Annotated in this window: 14 protein-coding genes; all 14 read left to right on the top strand. The window is 72.2% G+C overall.

Going from position 1 to position 18808, the window contains the following annotated elements; translation table 11 throughout:
- The first annotated feature begins 2 nt into the window (after window positions 1-2).
- From asnB to ACIQWR_RS23475, 14 genes are read left to right on the top strand one after another with little or no spacing between them, the layout of a single operon-like run.
- Complete coding sequence (gene asnB, locus ACIQWR_RS23540) at window positions 3-1928, top strand: asparagine synthase (glutamine-hydrolyzing) (protein WP_404012729.1); 1926 nt, start codon at window positions 3-5, stop codon at window positions 1926-1928.
- A gap of 28 nt (window positions 1929-1956) precedes the next feature.
- Window positions 1957-4143, top strand: a complete 2187-nt coding sequence (locus ACIQWR_RS23535) for a bi-domain-containing oxidoreductase (protein ID WP_404012726.1) — start codon at window positions 1957-1959, stop codon at window positions 4141-4143.
- Window positions 4140-6110, top strand: coding sequence for an alginate lyase family protein (locus ACIQWR_RS23530; RefSeq protein WP_404012724.1), 1971 nt, complete (start codon window positions 4140-4142; stop codon window positions 6108-6110). Before ACIQWR_RS23535 ends, ACIQWR_RS23530 begins: the two co-directional genes overlap by 4 nt.
- Before the next feature lie 36 nt (window positions 6111-6146).
- Window positions 6147-7673 (top strand): right-handed parallel beta-helix repeat-containing protein, encoded by a 1527-nt coding sequence (locus ACIQWR_RS23525; RefSeq protein ID WP_404013284.1) that lies wholly within the window; start codon window positions 6147-6149, stop codon window positions 7671-7673.
- A gap of 1 nt (window position 7674) precedes the next feature.
- Window positions 7675-8985, top strand: a complete 1311-nt coding sequence (locus tag ACIQWR_RS23520) for an O-antigen ligase domain-containing protein (protein ID WP_404012721.1) — start codon at window positions 7675-7677, stop codon at window positions 8983-8985.
- A 2-nt stretch (window positions 8986-8987) separates the two neighbouring features.
- The gene (locus ACIQWR_RS23515) at window positions 8988-10259 is read left to right on the top strand and encodes a glycosyltransferase (protein ID WP_404013281.1); all 1272 of its coding nucleotides are present in this window, start codon (window positions 8988-8990) and stop codon (window positions 10257-10259) included.
- Window positions 10259-11494 (top strand): methyltransferase domain-containing protein, encoded by a 1236-nt coding sequence (locus ACIQWR_RS23510; protein WP_404012718.1) that lies wholly within the window; start codon window positions 10259-10261, stop codon window positions 11492-11494. The genes ACIQWR_RS23515 and ACIQWR_RS23510 overlap by 1 nt, the downstream gene beginning before the upstream one ends.
- Window positions 11491-12318, top strand: coding sequence for a sugar phosphate nucleotidyltransferase (locus ACIQWR_RS23505; RefSeq protein WP_404012715.1), 828 nt, complete (start codon window positions 11491-11493; stop codon window positions 12316-12318). The genes ACIQWR_RS23510 and ACIQWR_RS23505 overlap by 4 nt, the downstream gene beginning before the upstream one ends.
- Entirely contained in the window at window positions 12315-12962 is a 648-nt protein-coding gene (locus tag ACIQWR_RS23500) for a PIG-L deacetylase family protein (RefSeq protein ID WP_404012713.1), read from the top strand. Before ACIQWR_RS23505 ends, ACIQWR_RS23500 begins: the two co-directional genes overlap by 4 nt.
- Before the next feature lie 3 nt (window positions 12963-12965).
- A complete protein-coding gene (locus ACIQWR_RS23495; RefSeq protein WP_404012710.1) occupies window positions 12966-13991 on the top strand; it encodes an NAD-dependent epimerase/dehydratase family protein in 1026 nt (341 codons plus the stop codon).
- Window positions 13988-15262 (top strand): DUF4910 domain-containing protein, encoded by a 1275-nt coding sequence (locus tag ACIQWR_RS23490; protein ID WP_404013279.1) that lies wholly within the window; start codon window positions 13988-13990, stop codon window positions 15260-15262. The genes ACIQWR_RS23495 and ACIQWR_RS23490 overlap by 4 nt, the downstream gene beginning before the upstream one ends.
- Window positions 15263-15266: 4 nt before the next feature.
- Window positions 15267-16592, top strand: a complete 1326-nt coding sequence (locus tag ACIQWR_RS23485) for a hypothetical protein (RefSeq protein WP_404012708.1) — start codon at window positions 15267-15269, stop codon at window positions 16590-16592.
- The gene (locus ACIQWR_RS23480) at window positions 16589-17536 is read left to right on the top strand and encodes a glycosyltransferase family 2 protein (RefSeq protein WP_404012705.1); all 948 of its coding nucleotides are present in this window, start codon (window positions 16589-16591) and stop codon (window positions 17534-17536) included. The genes ACIQWR_RS23485 and ACIQWR_RS23480 overlap by 4 nt, the downstream gene beginning before the upstream one ends.
- Entirely contained in the window at window positions 17533-18792 is a 1260-nt protein-coding gene (locus tag ACIQWR_RS23475; RefSeq protein WP_404012702.1) for a polysaccharide pyruvyl transferase family protein, read from the top strand. Before ACIQWR_RS23480 ends, ACIQWR_RS23475 begins: the two co-directional genes overlap by 4 nt.
- Window positions 18793-18808 lie beyond the last annotated feature (16 nt).

The raw sequence follows: 18808 nt of genomic DNA, 5'->3' as shown, positions 1-18808 counted from the left end.
ACATGTGTGGCATCGCAGGCACGTATCGCTGGCCGGACGGGAAGGTCGTGACCGACCGGCTCACCGATACCCTCGCCCATCGCGGGCCGGACGGGGCGGGCCGGTACGGTCACCCCGTCGGTGACGGCGAGGTGCACCTCGGGCACCGTCGCCTCGCCATCATCGACCTGTCCGAGACGGGCGCCCAGCCGATGGTCTCGGACGGTCTCGTCCTGACGTACAACGGCGAGCTCTACAACGCGCCGGAGCTGCGCGCCGAGCTGGTGGCCGCCGGGGTCCGCTTCCGCGGCACCTCCGACAGCGAGGTGCTGTTGGAGGCGTGGCGGCGCTGGGGCACGGACTGCCTGCCGCGGCTGCGCGGCATGTTCGCCTTCGGCATCTTCGACGAGCGGACCGGCGAGCTGGTGCTCGCCCGGGACCAGCTGGGCATCAAGCCGCTCTTCCTGCTGCGGCGCGGTGAGGGGCTGATGTTCGCGTCCGAGCTCAAGGCGCTCGCCGCCGCCACCGGCGGGCCGATGGAGGTGGACCACGCGGCGTTGGTGGCCTCCCTGCTGTACTACTGGGTGCCGGATTCGCGCTGCGCGCTGCGCGGGGCGGAGAAGCTGGCGCCGGGGAGCTGGCTGCGCTGCCGGCCCGACGGTCGGGTGGAGCGCGGCCGGTTCTGGAACCTGCGGGACGTCGCCGCGGAGGGCCGGGACCGGGCCCGCAGCGGCGAGCTGCCGGACCTGGCCGCCATCATCGAGGACTCGACGCGCCGGCACCTGCTGTCCGACGTGCCGGTGGCGACCTTCCTCTCCGGCGGGCTGGACTCCAGCTACCTGACCGCGCTGGCCGCCCGTGACCACCCCGGGATCTCCGCCTACACGATCGGGTTCCGCGCCGAGGACGCCAAGTTCGAGGCGATGCCGGACGATCTGCGCTACGCCCGGCAGGTGGCCGCGCAGTTCGGCGTCGACCTGCACGAGATCGAGATCGCTCCGAACGTGCTCGAAATGCTGCCGCGGATGACCTACCACCTGGACGAGCCGATCGGCGACCCCGCGGCGATCAACACCTACCTGATCTGCTCGGCCGCCCGGGAGGCCGGGGTCAAGGTGATGCTCTCGGGGATGGGCGCCGACGAGCTGTTCGCCGGGTACCGCAAGCACCTGGCCAACGTGCTCGCGCTGCGCTACCAGCGCGTCCCGCGCCCGCTGCGGCGCGGGGTGTACGCGGCCGTGGACCGGCTGCCGGTGGCCTCGGCCCGCCGGGGGTACCGGTCGGTGCGGTTCGCGAAGCGCTTCCTCTCCTTCGCCGACCTGCCGGAGGAGACGGCGTTCCGGCGCAGCTACACGATGTACGACCAGGACGAGCTGCTCGCCCTGATCGATCCGGACCTGGCCGGGACGGTCGACGACGTGTTGACCGAGCACGCGGACGTCTACGAGGACAACGACCTCGACGACTTCGTCAACCGGATGTGCCTGGGCGACGCCAGGATGTTCCTGCCGGGCCTGAACCTGGCCTACACGGACCGCTCCAGCATGGCCGCGTCGACCGAGGTAAGGGTGCCGTACGTGGACGTCGAGGTGGTCAAGGCGGCGTTCGCCGTGCCGGGCGACCGCAAGATCGTCGGGCGGCAGGGCAAGGCCGTGCTCAAGGAGGCGGCCACCTCGATCCTGCCCAGGGAGATCGTGTACCGCCCCAAGGGCCTCTTCAGTGCTCCGCTGCGCGCCTGGATGAGCCGCGACCTGGCGCCGCTGGTGCGCGAGGTGGTGAACGACGGCGTGCTCGTCAACTCCGGCTTCCTGCGCCGCGACGCGCTGAAGCGGATGGTGGCCGAGGACGCCGCCGGGCAGCGGGACTTCTCCAAACACCTGTGGCACGTGTTGACCCTGGAGTACTGGTATCGCAACGCGACCTCTGGGTCCGGTCAGAGCAGTCGGTGAACGGCACGGCAATTTCCAAGGAGTTCGCGTGAAGCAAGTGGTGCAGAACTACAAGAGCGGCGAGTTGGCGGTACTCGACGTGCCGGTGCCCGGCTGCAAGCCGGGTGGTGTGCTGGTGCGCACGGCCTACTCGCTGATCTCGACCGGGACCGAGATGATGAAGGTCTCCGAGGCCAGCATGTCGATGCTGGGCAAGGCCCGTTCCCGGCCGGACCAGGTGGCCAAGGTGGTGCAGAGCGTGGCCACCAACGGGGTGGCCGCCACCTACCGCAAGGTGAACAACCAGCTGGATTCCTACACGCCGCTGGGCTATTCGCTGTGCGGGGTGGTCGAGCAGGTGGGCGCCGGTGTCGACGACGTGGCCGTCGGCGATCTGGTGGCCTGCGCGGGCAACGAGCACGCGCTGCACGCCGAGTTGAACTGGGTACCCAAGAACCTCTACGCCCGGCTCCCGGACGGACTCGCGCCGCGGCACGCGGCCTTCGGTACCGTCGGGTCGATCGCGATGCAGGGCGTCCGCCAAGGTGAGTCCGCGCTCGGCGAGGTGGCCCTCGTCATCGGTCTCGGGCTGATCGGGCAGCTGGTGGTGCAGCTGCTCACCGCTTCCGGGGTCCGGGTCATCGGGGCCGACCCCGACCCGGTGCGCTGCGAGCTCGCCGCGAGCCTCGGCGCCGCGGCCTGCGGCGATCCCGGTTCCGCGGTGGTGGAGTCCGCCGTCGCCGACCTCACCGGCGGTCACGGGGTGGACCAGGTGTACCTGGCGGCCGGCGGCGGCAGCAACCAGCCCGTGGAGCTGGCCGCCCGGCTGTGCCGGGACCGGGGCCGGGTCGTCGACATCGGCAAGTGCCGCCTCGACCTGCCGTGGAACGCGTACTACGAGAAGGAACTGGACGTCCGCTTCTCCCGCAGCTACGGACCCGGGCGCTACGACCCCGCGTACGAGCTGGAGGGGCGGGACTATCCGATCGGGTACGTGCGCTGGACCGAGCGCCGCAACCTGGCGTGCTTCCTCGACCTCATGGCCCGCGGCAGCGTCGACGTGGAGCCCTTGATCTCGCACATCGCCGACTTCGAGGACGCCGTCAAGACCTACCAGCGCCTCAAGGACGGCGAACTCAAGGCCGTGGCCGTGCTGTTCGAGTACCCCGAGCAGGCCTCGGAGGGCCGCACCCCGGCCCCGTCGGTGGCCGTGCCCGCGGTACCGAGCAGCCGCCGGTCGAGCGCGCCGACCCGGTCCGCCGCGGCTCCGGTGCGCCTCGCCTTCGTCGGCGCGGGGAACTACGCGACGTCCATGCTGCTGCCGCACCTGGCGGAGCGCGCCGGGGTCTCGCTGTCGACGGTCGTCACCACGACCGCGCTGTCCGGGGCCAACGCGCAGCGCAAGTTCGGCTTCGCCGCGGCGACCACCGACCTCGACTCCGTGCTCGGCGACCCGGCGATCGACGCCGTGTTCGTGGTCACGCGGCACAGCTCCCACGCCGACCTGACACGCAAGGCGCTGCTCGCCGGCAAGACGGTGTTCGTGGAGAAGCCCCTGGCCCTCGGCGAGGACGAGCTGGCCAGTGTGCTCGCGGCGGTGGCGGAGTCGGGCAACGACCGGCTGCAGGTGGGCTTCAACCGGCGTTTCGCGCCGATCCTGCGGGAGGCGAAGCAGCAGTTCGGCACCCGCAGCGGTCCGGCGAGCCTGCGCTACCTGGTCAACGCGGGCCAGCTCGGGCACGGCAGCTGGTACCTGCAACAGGGCACCGAGGGCACGCGGTTCGCGGGTGAGGGCGGCCACTTCATCGACACGGCCAGCTGGTTGCTCGGCGCCGACCCGGTCTCGGTGTACGCGGCGGCGACCTCCGGCAACGAGGACCTCCAGATCGTCCTGCGCTACCCGGACGGGTCCACCGCCACCCTGAGCTACGTGACGACCGGCGCCCCCGGCTTCCCCAAGGAGACGCTGGACCTGGTCGCCGACGGCAAGGTCCTGAAGCTCGACGACTTCGTCCGGGCCTCCGTGTACGCCCGCAAGCGGTGGGTCAGCTCGCGGCTGCCCAAGGCCCGGGACAAGGGCCAGTCCGCCGAGCTCGCCGCCTTCATCAAGGCCGTGCGGACCGGCGGACCGATGCCGGTGCCGCTGGGGTCCCTGGTCGCCACCACGGCGGCCACCCTCGCCGTCCAGGCCAGCCTCGCGGGCGGCGCGCCGGTGACCTTGGCGGGGCCCCGATGACCATGAGCCCGGGTTGGTACCTGCGGCGGCTGTCCCGGATGGACCCGCAGGAGGTCGGCGGCCGGGTCGCCGACACCGTGCGCCGGCGCCGTTGGCGCACCGCGCCGCCGACCGGTGGCCGTCCGGTGACCGGCGGCCGTTTCACCGCGGTGCTGCCCGCCGGGGCGCTGGCCGCGGTGGCGCCGGACGCCGCGAAGCGGCTCGTCGTACAGGCGGACCGGCTGATGGCCGGGCACGCCGAGTACTTCGGGGTGGAGCGCGACGACCTGGTCGACCCGGACTGGTGGTACGACCCGAAGACCGGGCGCCGGGCGCCGTCGGGGTACGCCTTCGACGTGCCCTACCGCAGCGAGGACGCGGTCGGTGACATCAAGCAGATCTGGGAGCCCTCGCGGCACCAGCACCTCACCGTGCTCGCCGCCGCCTACGCGGTCACCGGGGACGAGCGGTACGCCGAGCGGGTGGCCGAACACCTGCGGACGTGGTGGGCGGGCAACCCACCGCTGCACGGGGTGCATTGGATCAGCGGCATCGAGCTGGGCATCCGGCTGCTGTCCTGGGTGTGGGTGCGCCGGTTGCTCGACGGCTGGTCCGGCGCGGCCGCCCTGTTCGAGGACAACCCGGTGGCGCTGGAGCAGATCTGGCACCACCAGCGGTGGCTGGCCGCCTTCCCCAGCCGGGGTTCCTCGGCGAACAACCACGTCATCGCCGAGACCGCCGGGCAGTTCGCCGCGGCCTGCGCCTTCGACTGGTTCCCGGAATCGGCGCGCTGGCGGTCGGGCGCGCTGCGGTCCCTGGAGCGGCACCTGCGGAGCAATACCTTCCACTCGGGGCTCAACCGCGAGTTGGCCACCGAGTACCACGGGCTGGTCCTGGAGCTCGGACTGGCCGCGGTGGCCGAGGCGGACGCGGCCGGCGTGCCGGTCCCCGCGACGGTGCGGGTGGTGCTGCTGCGGATGACGGACGCGCTCGCGGCGATCGTGGACGGCCGACTGCGGCCCCCGCGCCAGGGCGACGCGGACGACGGACACGGCCTGATCGTGGACGGCGCGGGCACCGACCGCTGGGGCTCGCTGCTGGCCACCGGGGAGGCCGTCTACGGCCGACTCCCCTGGTGGCCCGCGGTGGGCGGCACGGACGTGCGCACCCCGCTGTTGGCCGCCCTCATCCGGTCGTACCCGGAGCGGGGGGGCGCGCCGGCGGTGCGCCGCCCCGAGCGGCGGCCGGTCCACTTCTCCGACGCGGGGATGTCGATCCTGCGCGGTCCGGGGGAGATCTGGTGCCGCTGCGACGGGGGCCCGCACGGGTTCCTGTCCATCGCCGCGCACGGTCACGCGGACGCGCTGTCCGTGGAGGTCCGGCACGACGGGGTCGACGTACTGGCCGACCCGGGGACGTACTGCTACCACGGGCAGCCGCGGTGGCGGGAGTACTTCCGCTCGACCCTCGGCCACAACACCTTGCAGTTGGACGGCGCCGACCAGTCGGTCTCCGGCGGCCCCTTCCTGTGGACCCGGCAGGCCCGCAGCAAGGTCCTGGTCGCGGACACCTCCGACGCCGCCGTCGGGGGGACCTCCCGCTGGTGCGCCGAGCACGACGGTTACGGGCCGTCCGTGCACCGGCGCCGGGTCGAGCTGATCGGCGCGCGCCAGCAGGTGCGGGTGGTCGACGAGGTGCACGGCCCGAGCCGGACGGCACAGCTGGCCTTCCACCTGGGCCCGGCGATCGTCGCGGAGCTGACGGGCAACCGGGCCGTGCTCACCTGGACCCGGGACGGCGAGGACCGTTCCGCCGTGCTCGAACTGCCCGGGCAGCTGTCCTGGCGGGCGCACCGGGGCGAGAGCGATCCGCCGCTGGGCTGGTACTCCGCCGGCTTCGGCCGCAAGGAACCCGCCACCACGCTGATCGGCACCGGCAGCGCCGACGGCACGCAGGGGTTCATCACCGTACTCACGTTCCGGGACTAGGGAGGAGGGGTCTTGATCAAGAGGGGGCACTGGGCGATGCCGACGGCGCAGCTGTTGCTGGTCCTGCTCGCGGTGACCGGCTGTACGAGCACGGCGGACGACCGGTCGGAGCCGTCCGGGAAGTCGCCCGCGTCCGGCGCGCCCTCTTCCGGGGCCACCGCCACGCCCGTGGCCCGGGTGTGCGACAAGCCCGCGGCCGCTCCGGCGCAGGCGCCGGCGGGGGCGGTGGCGGTCGACCCCGCGGTCGTCGGCGACCTGGCGGAGAAGACCAAGAGCAGCCCTCCGAAGACCACGTTCTGGATCGGGCCGGGGACGCACAAGCTCGATCCGGACCGCTACGCCCAGGTCATCCCCAAGGACGGGGACACCTATCTCGGCGCGCCGGGCGCGGTGCTCGACGGCCAGAAGAGCAACCAGTACGCGTTCGGCGGTGGCGGTGTCGACGTGACCATCCGCTTCCTGACGGTGCAGGGCTTCATCGCGCCGCAGAACGAGGGCGTGGTCAACCACGACTCGGCCGACGGGTGGGTGATCGAGCACGCGACGATCCAGAACAACGCCGGCGCCGCGCTGATGGCCGGCGCCCGCCAGCAGGTCCGGGCCAACTGCCTTCGCGGCAACGGGCAGTACGGTCTGAACGCCTACAAGTCCGGCAGCCCGATCACCCACCTGGTGGTGGAGGGCAACGAGATCGTGGGCAACGACACGGACGACTGGGAGCGGCGCCAGCCCGGGTGCGGATGCACCGGAGGCATCAAGTTCTGGGCGGTCAACGGCGCCGATGTACGGGGCAACTGGGTGCACGACAACCGCGGACCCGGGATCTGGGCGGACACCAACAACAACGACTTCCGCATCGAGGAGAACGTGCTGGAAGCCAATGACGGCGCCGCGCTGATCTACGAGACCAGCTACAACGCGGTCATCCGCAAGAACACGATCCGGCGGAACAACTGGGTCGAGGGCCGCAAGAAGGCCAATGACGGCGACAACTTCCCTTTCGCGACGGTCTACTTGTCGGAATCCGGAGGTGAACCACGGGTCCCGGCCCGGACGGACAAGATCGAGGTGTACGAGAACCTGTTCGAGAACAACTGGTCCGGGATCACCCTGTGGGAGAACGCCGACCGGTTCTGCAACAGCCCGGCCAACACCTCTTCCGGTGACTGCACGTTGTTGGTGAAGTCCATCGCCAGCTGCGCGCAGCCCGCGATCGCCGGCGCACCGCTCTACGCCGACTGCCGGTGGAAGACCCAGCGGGTGGACATCCACCACAACCGCTTCGTCCTGGACACCTCCGTCGTCGGGTGCGCGGTGAAGTGCGGCCGCATGGCGGTGCTGGCCAACTACGGGACGTACCCGGACTGGTCCCCGTACAAGGGCGAGCCGGTGGCGGAGGCGATCACCCGCGAGCAGCAGAACCGCTGGCACGACAACGTCTACTCCGGGCCGTGGAGCTTCATCGCCCACGACCCGAGCCGGGAGCTCGACTTCGCGCAGTGGCAGGGCGCGCCGTACCAGCAGGACGCGGGCAGCACCTTCTCGCCGCAGGACGGTGGTTGAGATGACCGCGGAGGTCACGCTCGACGGGCCGGTGGACGGACCGGACGCCGCGGCGGCGCGGTCCGACGCCGGGGCGCCCCCCGCGGGCGCGCCGAAGGGCGTCGCGATCGCCTGGGGGCTGCTGATACTCAACACGCTGGGCTCCGCCGGAGCGGTGACCATCGTGCCGCTGCCCCGCTCCCTCATCCAGATGGCCACGATGGGCTCGCTGGTGGTCGCGTTCGCGCTGGCGCTGCTGCTCAATCTCCGGCTGCGGGTGCGCGCCAGTGCCTTCCTGCTGCTGCTCACCCTCCTGCTGGTGCCGAGCGTGATCTCCAGCGTGAACCTGGAGTCCGGCTTCGGCGCGCTGTTCCGCTGCACGCGCCTCGGGCTCTTCATCGGCACGTTGTGGCTGCTCAGTCGCTGGTGGGACGGCGACGACCGGTTCGTGCGCCACCACATCCGGCTGTACTTCGCGGTGCTCGCGTCGGTCGCCGCCGGCCTGCTCATCTCTCCGGGCGCGGCCCTGCCGGACCTCTACGGCGGGCGGCTGGTGGGCGCGTTGTGGCCGCTGACCCCGCCGCAGATCGGCCAGTACGCCGCGGTGATCATCGGGCTGACCGTGCTGCTCCTGCTGGGTCGGCGCACCAGCGGCGCCAGTGCGGCGGCGGTCATCGTGCCCTCCATCGTGCTGCTCGCCCTGACCCATACCCGTACGGCGACGCTCGGCCTGCTGGTCGGGCTGGTGCTGGCGATCGGTTCGCTCGTGCTGACCAGCGCCGCGGCCCGCCGGTTCTTCGCCTGGGCGGTGGTGATCTCCACCTTCGTCGCCGTGGTGCTCAATTCGGCCCTCCAGGCGTGGTTCCTGCGCGGACAGAGCCAGGAGAACTTCTCCAACCTCACGGGCCGTGCCAAGGTCTGGGACGCGCTGTTGGCCGCCCCCCGGACGACCCTGCAGGAGCTCTTCGGCGCGGGCCTGGGAGACAAGTCCTACGGCGGGCTGCCGATCGACAACAGCTGGCTGGCCGTCTACAACGAACAGGGCATGGTCGGCACCGCGCTGGTGGCGGCCGCCATCATCGTGCTGGGCGGCGTCGCGCTGCTGCGCCCGCCCTCGCTCCAGCGGGCCTGCGCGATCTTCCTGGTCAGCTACTGCTCGATCGCCTCCTACACCGAGGCCGGGCTGGGCGACGCCTCGCCGTACCTGCTGCACCTGACCGTCGCCGCCTCCTTGCTGGCGGCGCCCGCCACGGCCGCCGCCCCGTCGACGCCCGCGGCCGCGGCCGCGCGCCGACGCCTGCCCCACTGGACCCGGACTTCGGAGGTGAAATGAGCATGCACGTTCTCGTGGTGCACAACCGCTACGCGTCGGCGCAGCCGAGCGGGGAGAACAAGGTCGTCGACCAGGAGGTCGCGCTGCTGCGCGGCGCCGGTCACCGGGTCGAGGTGTTCGAGCGGCGCAGTGACGACATCGGCGGCCGGTCCCTGGTGTCCAAGGCCGCGATCCCGCTGCTGGTCCCCTGGAACCCGGCGGTCCGCACGGAGCTCACCGCGAGGCTGCGCGCCGATCGGCCGGACGTGGTGCACGTCCACAACGTCTTCCCGCTGCTCTCCCCCGCGGTGCTGGCCGCCTGCGCCGACGCCGGCGTGCCCGCCGTCGCCACCCTGCACAACTACACGCAGGTATGCCCGCCGGGCACGCTCCAGCGGGACGGTCGACCGTGCACCGACTGCATCGGCGGGGCTCCGCTGCCCGCCGTCCGGCACGGCTGCTACCGCGGCTCCCGGCTGGCGACGGTGCCGCTCGCGGTCAGCCTGTCGGTCAACCGGCGGCGGTGGTGGTCGGGCGTGGAGCGGTTCTTCTGCATCTCCGCGGCCCAGCGGGAGGTCCTGGTGCGGGCCGGCATGCCGGCCGAGCGGCTGGGGGTGAAGCACAACTTCGTGCCCGAACCGGCCGTGCGCCGCTCGGGCGCCGGCGAGCACCTGCTCTACCTGGGCCGCCTCGCGGAGGTCAAGGGCGTGCGGCTGCTGATGGCCGCGTGGGACGAGCTCGCCGCGGACGGTGGGGTGGGCGTACCGCTCGTGATCGCCGGTACGGGGCCGCTGGAAGGGGAGGTGGCCGCCTGGGCGGCGGGCCGGGAGGACGTGCGCTACGTCGGCCTCTACGACCCGGCCCAGTGCGGGGAGGCCATCGCGCGCTCGGTCGCGGTGGTGGCTCCCTCGACCTGGCTGGAGGCGTTCGGCCTGGTGGTCGTGGAGGCGATGGCGGCCGGGGTCCCGGCCGTCGCCGCCGGCCACGGCGCCTTCGTCGAGCTGGTCGAGGACGGGGTGAGCGGGCTGCTGCACCGACCGGGCGAGGTCTCCTCGCTGGCGGCCCGCATGCGCCGGATCGCGACCGATCCGGCCGGCAACCGGGAGATGGGGCTGGCGGCCCGGCGCCGGTACGAGCAGGGGTTCAGCCCGACCGTCGGGCTGGAGCGCCTGCTGGAGGGGTACCGCACCGCGATCGCGGTGCGGTCCGGCGGCGGGGACGGTGCGCCGCCGGTAGGAAATGCACACGTTGGCTCGCGACGGGGCACCCGCGCGGGCAGGGATGGGGGCAATTGATGACACGATGCCGACTCTGCGGATCGGAGACGCTGGCGAGCGTCGTCGACCTGGGGGCGACCCCGCCGTGCGAGAGCTTTCTCGCCGCGGAGGAACTGGACCGGCCGGAGCCGGCGTACCCGCTGCACCTGCGGGTATGCACCGATTGCTGGCTCGCGCAGATCCCTCCGCTGATCACGCCGGAGGAGACGTTCACGCAGTACGCCTACTTCTCGTCCTACTCGACGTCCTGGGTGGAGCACGCGCGCACCTTCGTCGCCGATGCCGCGCAGCGGGTGGGCCTGGGACCCGACTCCTTCGTGGTCGAGGTCGCGAGCAACGACGGCTACCTGCTCAAGCACGTGGTGGACCGGGGGATCCGCTGCCTGGGCGTCGAGCCGTCGGTGAACGTGGGCGCCGCGGCGCGCGAGGCGGGCGTGCCCACGCTGACGGCGTTCCTGGACCCGGACACCGGGGCGGCCGTACGGGCCGAGCACGGGCCGGCGGACCTGGTCGCGGCGAACAACGTGTACGCGCACATCCCCGACGTGGTCGGGTTCACCCGGGGGTTGCGCGCCCTGGTCGCGGACGACGGCTGGGTCTCCATCGAAGTCCAGCACCTGCTGACCTTGATCGAGGAGAACCAGTACGACACGATCTACCACGAGCACTTCCAGTACTACACCGTCGCTTCCGCCATCCGGGCGTTGGCGAGCGGTGGACTGGCTCTGGTGGACGTCGAGTTGCTGCCCACGCACGGCGGCTCCATCCGACTGTGGGCGCGGCCGGCCGAGGTGGCCGGCGAGCCGACGCGGCGGGTGGCGGACGTGCTGGCCCGGGAGGAGGCCGCCGGGCTCCAGGAGCTGTCCGGGTACACCGAGTTCTCCGCCCGGGTGGCGAAGGTGCGCCGGGACCTGCTGCGGTTCCTCATCGACGCGGCCGAGAACGGCGAGACGGTCGTCGGCTACGGCGCTCCGGGCAAGGGCAACACCCTGCTCAACCACTGCGGGATCCGGCCCGACCTGCTCGCCTACACGGTCGACCGCAACCCGTACAAGCACGGCAGGTTCACCCCGGGCGCGCGCATCCCGATCCTGGCCCCCGAGCAGATCGCGGTGGACAAGCCCGACTACGTGCTCATCCTCCCGTGGAACCTGCGGGACGAGCTGATCGAGCAGCTGTCCTTCGTACACGACTGGGGCGGTCGCCTGGTCTTCCCCATTCCGGAACTGAGCATTGTCGAGGTCAAGGCATGAAGGTCGTACTGTTCTGCGGCGGTTACGGGATGCGCATGCGCAGCGGATCCTCCGACGACGTGCCCAAGCCGATGGCCATGGTCGGCCCGCGGCCGCTGATCTGGCACGTCATGCGCTACTACGCGCACTACGGGCACACGGAGTTCATCCTGTGCCTCGGTTACGGCGCGGACCACATCAAGAAGTTCTTCCTCAACTACGAAGAGACCACCTCGAACGACTTCGTGCTGCGGGGCGGGCGGGCCGAGCTGCTGTCCACCGACATATCCTCCTGGACGATCACCTTCGTGCAGACCGGCATCGAGTCGCCGATCGGTGAGCGGCTGCGCCGGGTGCGCGAACACCTGGACGGCGACGAGATGTTCCTCGCCAACTACGCCGACGTGCTCACCGACGCCCCGCTGCCGGAGATGATCGAACGGTTCTCCCAGCGCGACGCCGGGGCGTCGATGATGGTGGTGCCGCCGCAGTCCTCGTTCCACTGCGTGGAGCTGGGCGAGGACGGCCTGGTGGAGGGCATCACCGCGGTGAGCGAGCTGCCGCTGTGGGAGAACGGGGGCTACTTCGTGCTCCGCCAGGAGATCTTCGACCACATACCCGAGAACGGTGACCTGGTCGCCGACGGTTGCACCGAACTGGCCAAGCAGGGACGGCTGGTGGCGCACCAGCACCGCGGTTTCTGGAAGCCGACCGACACCGTGAAGGAGCGCGCCTTACTCGACGCCGCCTACGCCCACGGTGACCGCCCCTGGGCCGTGTGGGAGCGCGACGCGGGTGCGGGCACCACCGGTGGCGTCCCCGGCGCCAGGGCGGGGACCGCGTGATCCGGCTCGGGGCAGAGCCCCTGGAGCGGATCGTCGCGGTGGGGGCGCACTGCGACGACATCGCCATCGGCGCCGGTGGCACCCTGCTGGCGCTCTGCCAGGCGCGGCCGGGCATCCGGGTCGACGCGCTGGTGCTGTCCGGCGGTGGCAGCGAGCGCGAGGAGGAGGAGCGGGCCGCGCTCGCCGCCTTCTGCCCGGGAGCCGACCTGCGCCTGACCGTACTGAAGTTGCCGGACGGCCTGCTGCCCGCACGCTGGGAGGAGGCGAAGGCCGCGGTCGAGGAACTGCGCGCGCAGAGCGACCCGGACCTGATCCTGGCGCCGCGCACCGACGACGCGCACCAGGACCACCGCGGCCTGGCGCAGCTGATGACCACCGCCTTCCGCGACCACCTCGTGCTCGGCTACGAGATCGTCAAGTGGGACGGCGACCTCGGGCGTCCGGTGGCCTACCAGCCGCTGTCGCCGGAGCTCGCCGAACGGAAGGTGCAGCTGCTCCAGGAGCACTACCCCTCGCAGCGCCACCGGCCCTGGTACGACCGGGAGGCCTTCCTCGGTCTCGCCCGGATCCGCGGCATCGAATGCCACGCGCGGTACGCCGAGGCGTTCGCCGTCACCAAACTCACGCTCCATCTGGGGGGATGAACCATGCGCGTACTACTGACCGGACACCAGGGTTACTTGGGCACCGTGATGGCCCCGGTCCTCGCGGCCGCCGGGCACGAGGTCGTCGGTCTCGACGCCGGCCTGTTCGCCGATTGCGTGCTGGGTCCGCAGCCCGCGGACCCGCCGGGGCGTCGGGTGGACCTGCGCGACGTCACGGCCGAGGACGTGGCCGGGGTCGACGCGGTGATCCACCTGGCCGCTCTGTCCAACGACCCGTTGGGGGCGCTGGCCCCGGACCTCACCTACGACATCAACCACCACGCGTCCGTGCGCCTGGCGCAGCTGGCCCGCGACGCCGGTGTGCGGCGCTTCCTGTACGCGTCGACCTGCTCCGTCTACGGCGCCGCCGGCGGCGGCGGCCTGGTGGCCGAGGACGCCCCGCTGCGCCCCGTGACGCCGTACGCGGAGTCCAAGGTGCGGGTGGAGGACGACCTGCACGCGCTGGCCGACGGCGACTTCACCCCGGTGTACATGCGCAACGCCACCGCCTTCGGCTACTCGCCCCGGCTGCGCGCCGACATCGTGCTGAACAACCTGGTGGGGCACGCGCTGCTGTCCGGCGAGGTGCTGGTGCTCTCCGACGGCACCCCCTGGCGCCCGCTGGTGCACGCCGTCGACATCGCGCGGGCCTTCGCGGCGGCGCTGGTCGCGCCGCGGGAGGCGGTCCACGACCGTGCGTTCAACATCGGCAGCGAGGTCAACAACGTGACCGTCGCCCAGATCGCCGAGCAGGTCGCCGAGGCGGTGCCGGGCTCCAAGGTGCGGATCACCGGGGAGAACGGCGCCGACCCGCGCTCGTACCGGGTGGACTTCGCCCGGTTCCGGGCCGCGATCCCCGGCTTCGACTGCGAGTGGACGGTCAAGCAGGGCGCGCTCGAACTCGCCGAGGCCTACCGCACGCACGGGCTGACCCAGGAGGCCTTCGACCAGCGCTTCACCCGGCTGGCCGTGCTGCGCTCGGCGTCCGACTCCGGCGCGGTCGACGAGACCCTGCGGTGGCGCCGATGACCGTGGTCGGCGAGGAGATGCACGCCCTGGTGGAGCGGCTGTACCCGCTCTGCCGGAGCATCACGGGCGACGGCGTGCGCGCCACCTTGGACATCATCGGCGAGTACCTGCCGCTCCAGGTGCACGAGGTGGCGACCGGGACGCAGGTGCTCGACTGGACCGTGCCCCAGGAGTGGAACATCCGGGACGCGTACGTCGCCGACGCCGCGGGCAACCGGGTCGTCGACTTCGCGGCGTCCAGCCTGCACGTGCTCGGCTACAGCACGCCGGTGTCGGCGACCATGCCGCTGGCCGAGCTGCGCCCGCACCTGCACACCCTGCCGGAGCAGCCGAGCTGGGTGCCGTACCGCACCAGCTACTACACGCCGCAGTGGGGCTTCTGCCTGGCCCAGGAGACCCTGGACGCGCTGCCGGACGGCGACTACGAGGTGCGCATCGACTCCACGCTCGCCGACGGCCACCTCACCTACGCCGAGCACGTGGTCCCCGGGCAGGTCTCGGAGGAGGTGATCGTCTCCTGCCACGTCTGCCACCCGTCGTTGGCCAACGACAACCTGGCGGGCGTCGCGGTGGCGACGTACCTGGCGCGGGAGCTGGCCGAGCGGACGCCGTACTACACCTACCGGTTCATCTTCGCTCCCGGCACCATCGGGGCGATCACCTGGCTGGCCCGCAACGCGGAGCGGGTGGAGAAGGTCAAGCACGGGTTGGTGCTGGCCTGCGCCGGGGACTCGGGCCAGCTCACCTACAAGCAGAGCAGGCGCGGCGACGCGGAGATCGACCGGGTGCTCCAGCACGTGCTGCGCACCTCCGAACGCCCGCACCGGATCACCGAGTTCACCCCGTACGGCTACGACGAGCGGCAGTACTGCTCGCCGGGCTTCGACCTCGGGGTGGGTTCGCTCAGCCGGACCCCGTACGCCGGCTACCCCGAGTACCACACCTCGGCCGACAATCCGGACTTCGTCTCCCCCGAGGCGATGACGGACACGCTCGCCGTCTGCCGCGAGGCGTTCGGCGTGCTGGACCGCAACCGGAGCTACCTCAACCTCAGTCCGTACGGCGAACCGCAGTTGGGTCGGCGCGGTCTGTACGACTCGCTCGGTGGGCGCAGCGACGCGAAGCAGGCCCAGATGGCCATGCTCTGGGTGCTCAGCCTCTCCGACGGCGAGCACAGCCTGTTGGACGTCGCCGAGCGCGCGGGGCTGGCGTTCGACACCGTCGCCGTGGCGGCCGACGCCCTGCGCGGTGCCGGTCTGATCAAGGCGTGAGTCCATGACCACAGAAGGGGACAATACGACGACTGCGGATGCGGCGGATGCGGCGGGCCCGGCGGTGCCGGCTCCGCGCACCGCGAAGCGGGCCATGGTGGGCCGGCTGTCCTGGGGGCTGGCCGACCAGGCGGCCTCCAGCATCAGCAACTTCGCCGTGGGCATCTACGTGGCCCGCTCGCTGGGGCCGACCGCCTTCGGCGTGTTCAGCCTGGCCTGGGTGACCTACGGCGTGGTGCTGAACGTCTCCCGCGGGCTGGCCACCGACCCGCTCGTGGTCCGTTTCAGCGGCGTGCCGGAGGCCTCCTGGCGCTCGGCGGTGGCCCGGTCCTCGGGTACCGCGCTCGGCGTCGGGACGGCCCTCGGCGTGGCGTGTCTGGCGATCGGGCTGAGCCTCGGTGGCAGCGTGGGGGCGGCTCTGGCCTGCCTCGGCGTCGTGCTGCCGGGATTGCTGATCCAGGACGCCTGGCGGTACTCGTTCTTCGCCGCGGGGATCGGGAAGAAGGCCTTCACCAACGACCTCGTGTGGGGCGTCGCGCTCGTCCCGGCCCTGTTGGTCGCGGCCCGCGTGGGCACCGTGGCCGCCTTCGTGCTCGCCTGGGGCGGGTCCGCCGCGGTGGCCGCGGTGTACGGCTGCTTCCAGTCGGGCATCCGGCCCCAGGTGAGCGGCGCCCGCGGGTGGCTGCGCGAGCAGCGCGACCTCGGCTACCGGTACCTGGCCGAGAACGTCGGCCTCAGCGGCGCCTACCAGATCCGGGCGTACGGGCTCGGCGCGATCGTCGGGGTCACCTCGGTGGGCGCCGTCCGGGGCGCCGAGCTGCTGCTCGGCCCGTTCCTCGCGGTGCTGATGGGGCTGTCGCTGGTCACCGTCGCGGAGGCGGCCCGGGTGCTGCGGCAGGCCGCGCACCGCCTGGGCAGGTTCTGCCTCCTGCTCGGCGGCGGGCAGGCCGGCGCCGCCCTGCTGTGGGGCGCCGCCCTGCTGCTGGTCCCCGACCGGCTCGGCGAGCTCGTGCTCGGCGAGGTCTGGCCCGCCGCCTCACAGCTCATCGTCCCGGCCACGCTCGGCGTCGCGGGTGCCAGCATCGGCACCGGAGCGGCCGCCGGGTTGCGCGCGCTCGGCGCGGCCCGGCGCAGCCTGCGCTGCCAGATGTTCGCCTCCGCCTGCTATGCCGGCGGCGGCGTCGGCGGGGCGGTCGTAGCGGGCACGGTCGGCTCGTCCTGGGGCGTCGCCGCCGCGACGCTCAGCAGCTCGGCCGTGTGGTGGCTACAACTGCGCTCCGCCCTGCGCGAGCACCACCAAGATTCCATCCGTGAAGTGAGGACACCATGACCGCCCATCCGCGGTTGAGCATCGGCCTGCCCGTGTACAACGGCGAGGAGTACCTGGCCGAGTCGCTCGACGCCCTGCTCGGCCAGACGTACGAGGACTTCGAGCTCGTCATCTCCGACAACGCCTCGACCGACGGGACCCGGGACATCTGCCACCGGTACGCCGCGAAGGACTCGCGCATCCGCTACCTCCGGCTGCCCCGGAACATCGGCGCCTCGCCGAACCACAACCACGTGTTCAACGAGTGCCGCGGCGAGCTCTTCAAGTGGGCCTCGCACGACGACCTGTACGCCCGGGACCTGCTCAAGCGCTGCGTGGAGGCGCTGGACGAGCGGCCCGACGTGATCTGCGCCCACGCCGACCAGGCGGTCATCGACGGGGACGGCCAGGTGACCATCCCCTACGACTACACCCTGGCCACCGGGTCGCCGTCCGCGCCGGTGCGCTTTCGCAGCCTGCTGTTCGAGCCCGGCGGCGACGACTTCTACGGGGTGCTGCGGGCCGACGTCCTGCGCCGGGTGAAGCCGCTCGACAGCTACCACCACGCGGACCGCACCTACGTCGCCGAGATCGCCCTGCACGGCCGCTTCCACCAGGTGCCGGAACTGCTGTACTTCCGCCGCGACCACCCCAACCGGGCCGAGCGGGCGAACCCGAGCAAGCGCTCCCGCTGCGCCAACCTGGATCCGCTGCGGGCCGGTCCGCTGCACCCGACGGCCCGGCTGCTCGCCGAGTACGTGTGGGGCTTCGTCTCGGCGGTCCGGCGGGCGCCGCTCTCCGCCTCGGACCGGCGTGCCTGCTACCGCCACCTGGCCGCCTGGATGACCAGCCGGGCCCGGCCGGGCGCCGGCGAGCGGGTGGAGGACCGCGCCCCGGTGGACCCGGCGCTGCTCACGGTCTCCGTCGACGCCCTCGTCGCCGGCCGCGAAGGGAGGCCGGCATGAGGTCCCCGAAGGGAGCTCCGGTGCGCGTGGGCCTCTTCGGCCTGCTCGGCTCCGGCAACCTCGGCAACGACGCCTCCCTCGAAGCCGTGCTCGGGTACCTGCGCGAGGACCACCCGGACGCGGTCGTGGACGCGCTGTGCGGCGGAGCCGAGGTCGTGGCGACCCGGTACGGGATCCCCGCCACGCGGCTGCACTGGTTCCGCGGGGAGTACCGGACCGCGTCGCGGGCGGGGTCGGTCGCGGCGAAGGGCGTGGGCAAGCTCGTCGACGTCGTCCGGACCGCCGCCTGGGTCCGCCGGCACGACGTGGTGATCGTGCCGGGCATGGGGGTGCTGGAGGCCACGCTGCCGCTGCGGCCGTGGGGCTTCCCGTACTCCCTGTTCCTGCTGTGCGCTTCCGGCCGGCTGCTGGGCACCCGGGTCGCGCTGGTCAGCGTCGGTGCGGCCGCGATCGGCAACCGGCCGACCCGGACGCTGGTGCGCTGGTCGGCGCGGCTGGCGGCGTACCGGTCGTACCGCGACGCGCCCTCCCGCGACGCGATGCGGGCGATGGGCGTGGACACCGCGCGCGACGAGGTCTACCCGGACCTCGCCTTCTCCCTGCCGAGGCCGGCGACCGACGTGCCCTCGGGTCCGCCGGCCGGTCCGGTCTGCGTCGGGGTCATGGCCTTCCACGGCGGCGACGACGATCGCGCCCGGGCCGAGGAGATCCACCGGCGCTACCTCGACGGCACGATCCGGTTCGTCCGCACGCTGGTCGAGGACGGCAGGCCGGTCCGGCTGCTGACCGGGGACCGGGTCGACGCGGAGGTGGTCGTCGCGATCCTCGACGCGGTGGACTCGCCGCTGGTGACCGCTGCCGAGACGTCCTCGCTGGACGACCTGATGAAGGAGATGGCCTCGGTCGACACGGCGGTGGCCATCCGCTACCACAACCTCATCAGCGCGTTGAAGGTCGGCACGCCGACCCTCGCGCTCAGCTACGCGACGAAGAGCGAGGCGCTGATGGAGCGGATGGGGCTGGGCGCGTACAGCCACCCGGCCCGCGAGGTCGACGCGGACCGACTGCTCGCGCAATTCCGGGAGTTGGAGGAGAACGCGGCGGACCTGAGGAAGACCCTCGCCGAGCGGAACCTGATCGCGGCGCAGCAAGTCAAGCACCAGTTCGCGGCCTTGACCGCAGCCCTCTTCCCGGACAACGTTCACACCAACACCCGATCACACGACCGCGACCGCTCCTTGCGGGAGGCTCCGTGAATGTGCCCGAGACGAA

It is taken from the genome of Streptomyces sp. NPDC098789 (genome assembly GCF_044759975.1).
In the GTDB taxonomy this organism is placed as follows: Bacteria; Actinomycetota; Actinomycetes; order Streptomycetales; family Streptomycetaceae; genus Streptomyces.
Note: the sequence above shows the minus strand (reverse complement) of the source record. Positions and strands in the feature narration are given on the sequence as shown.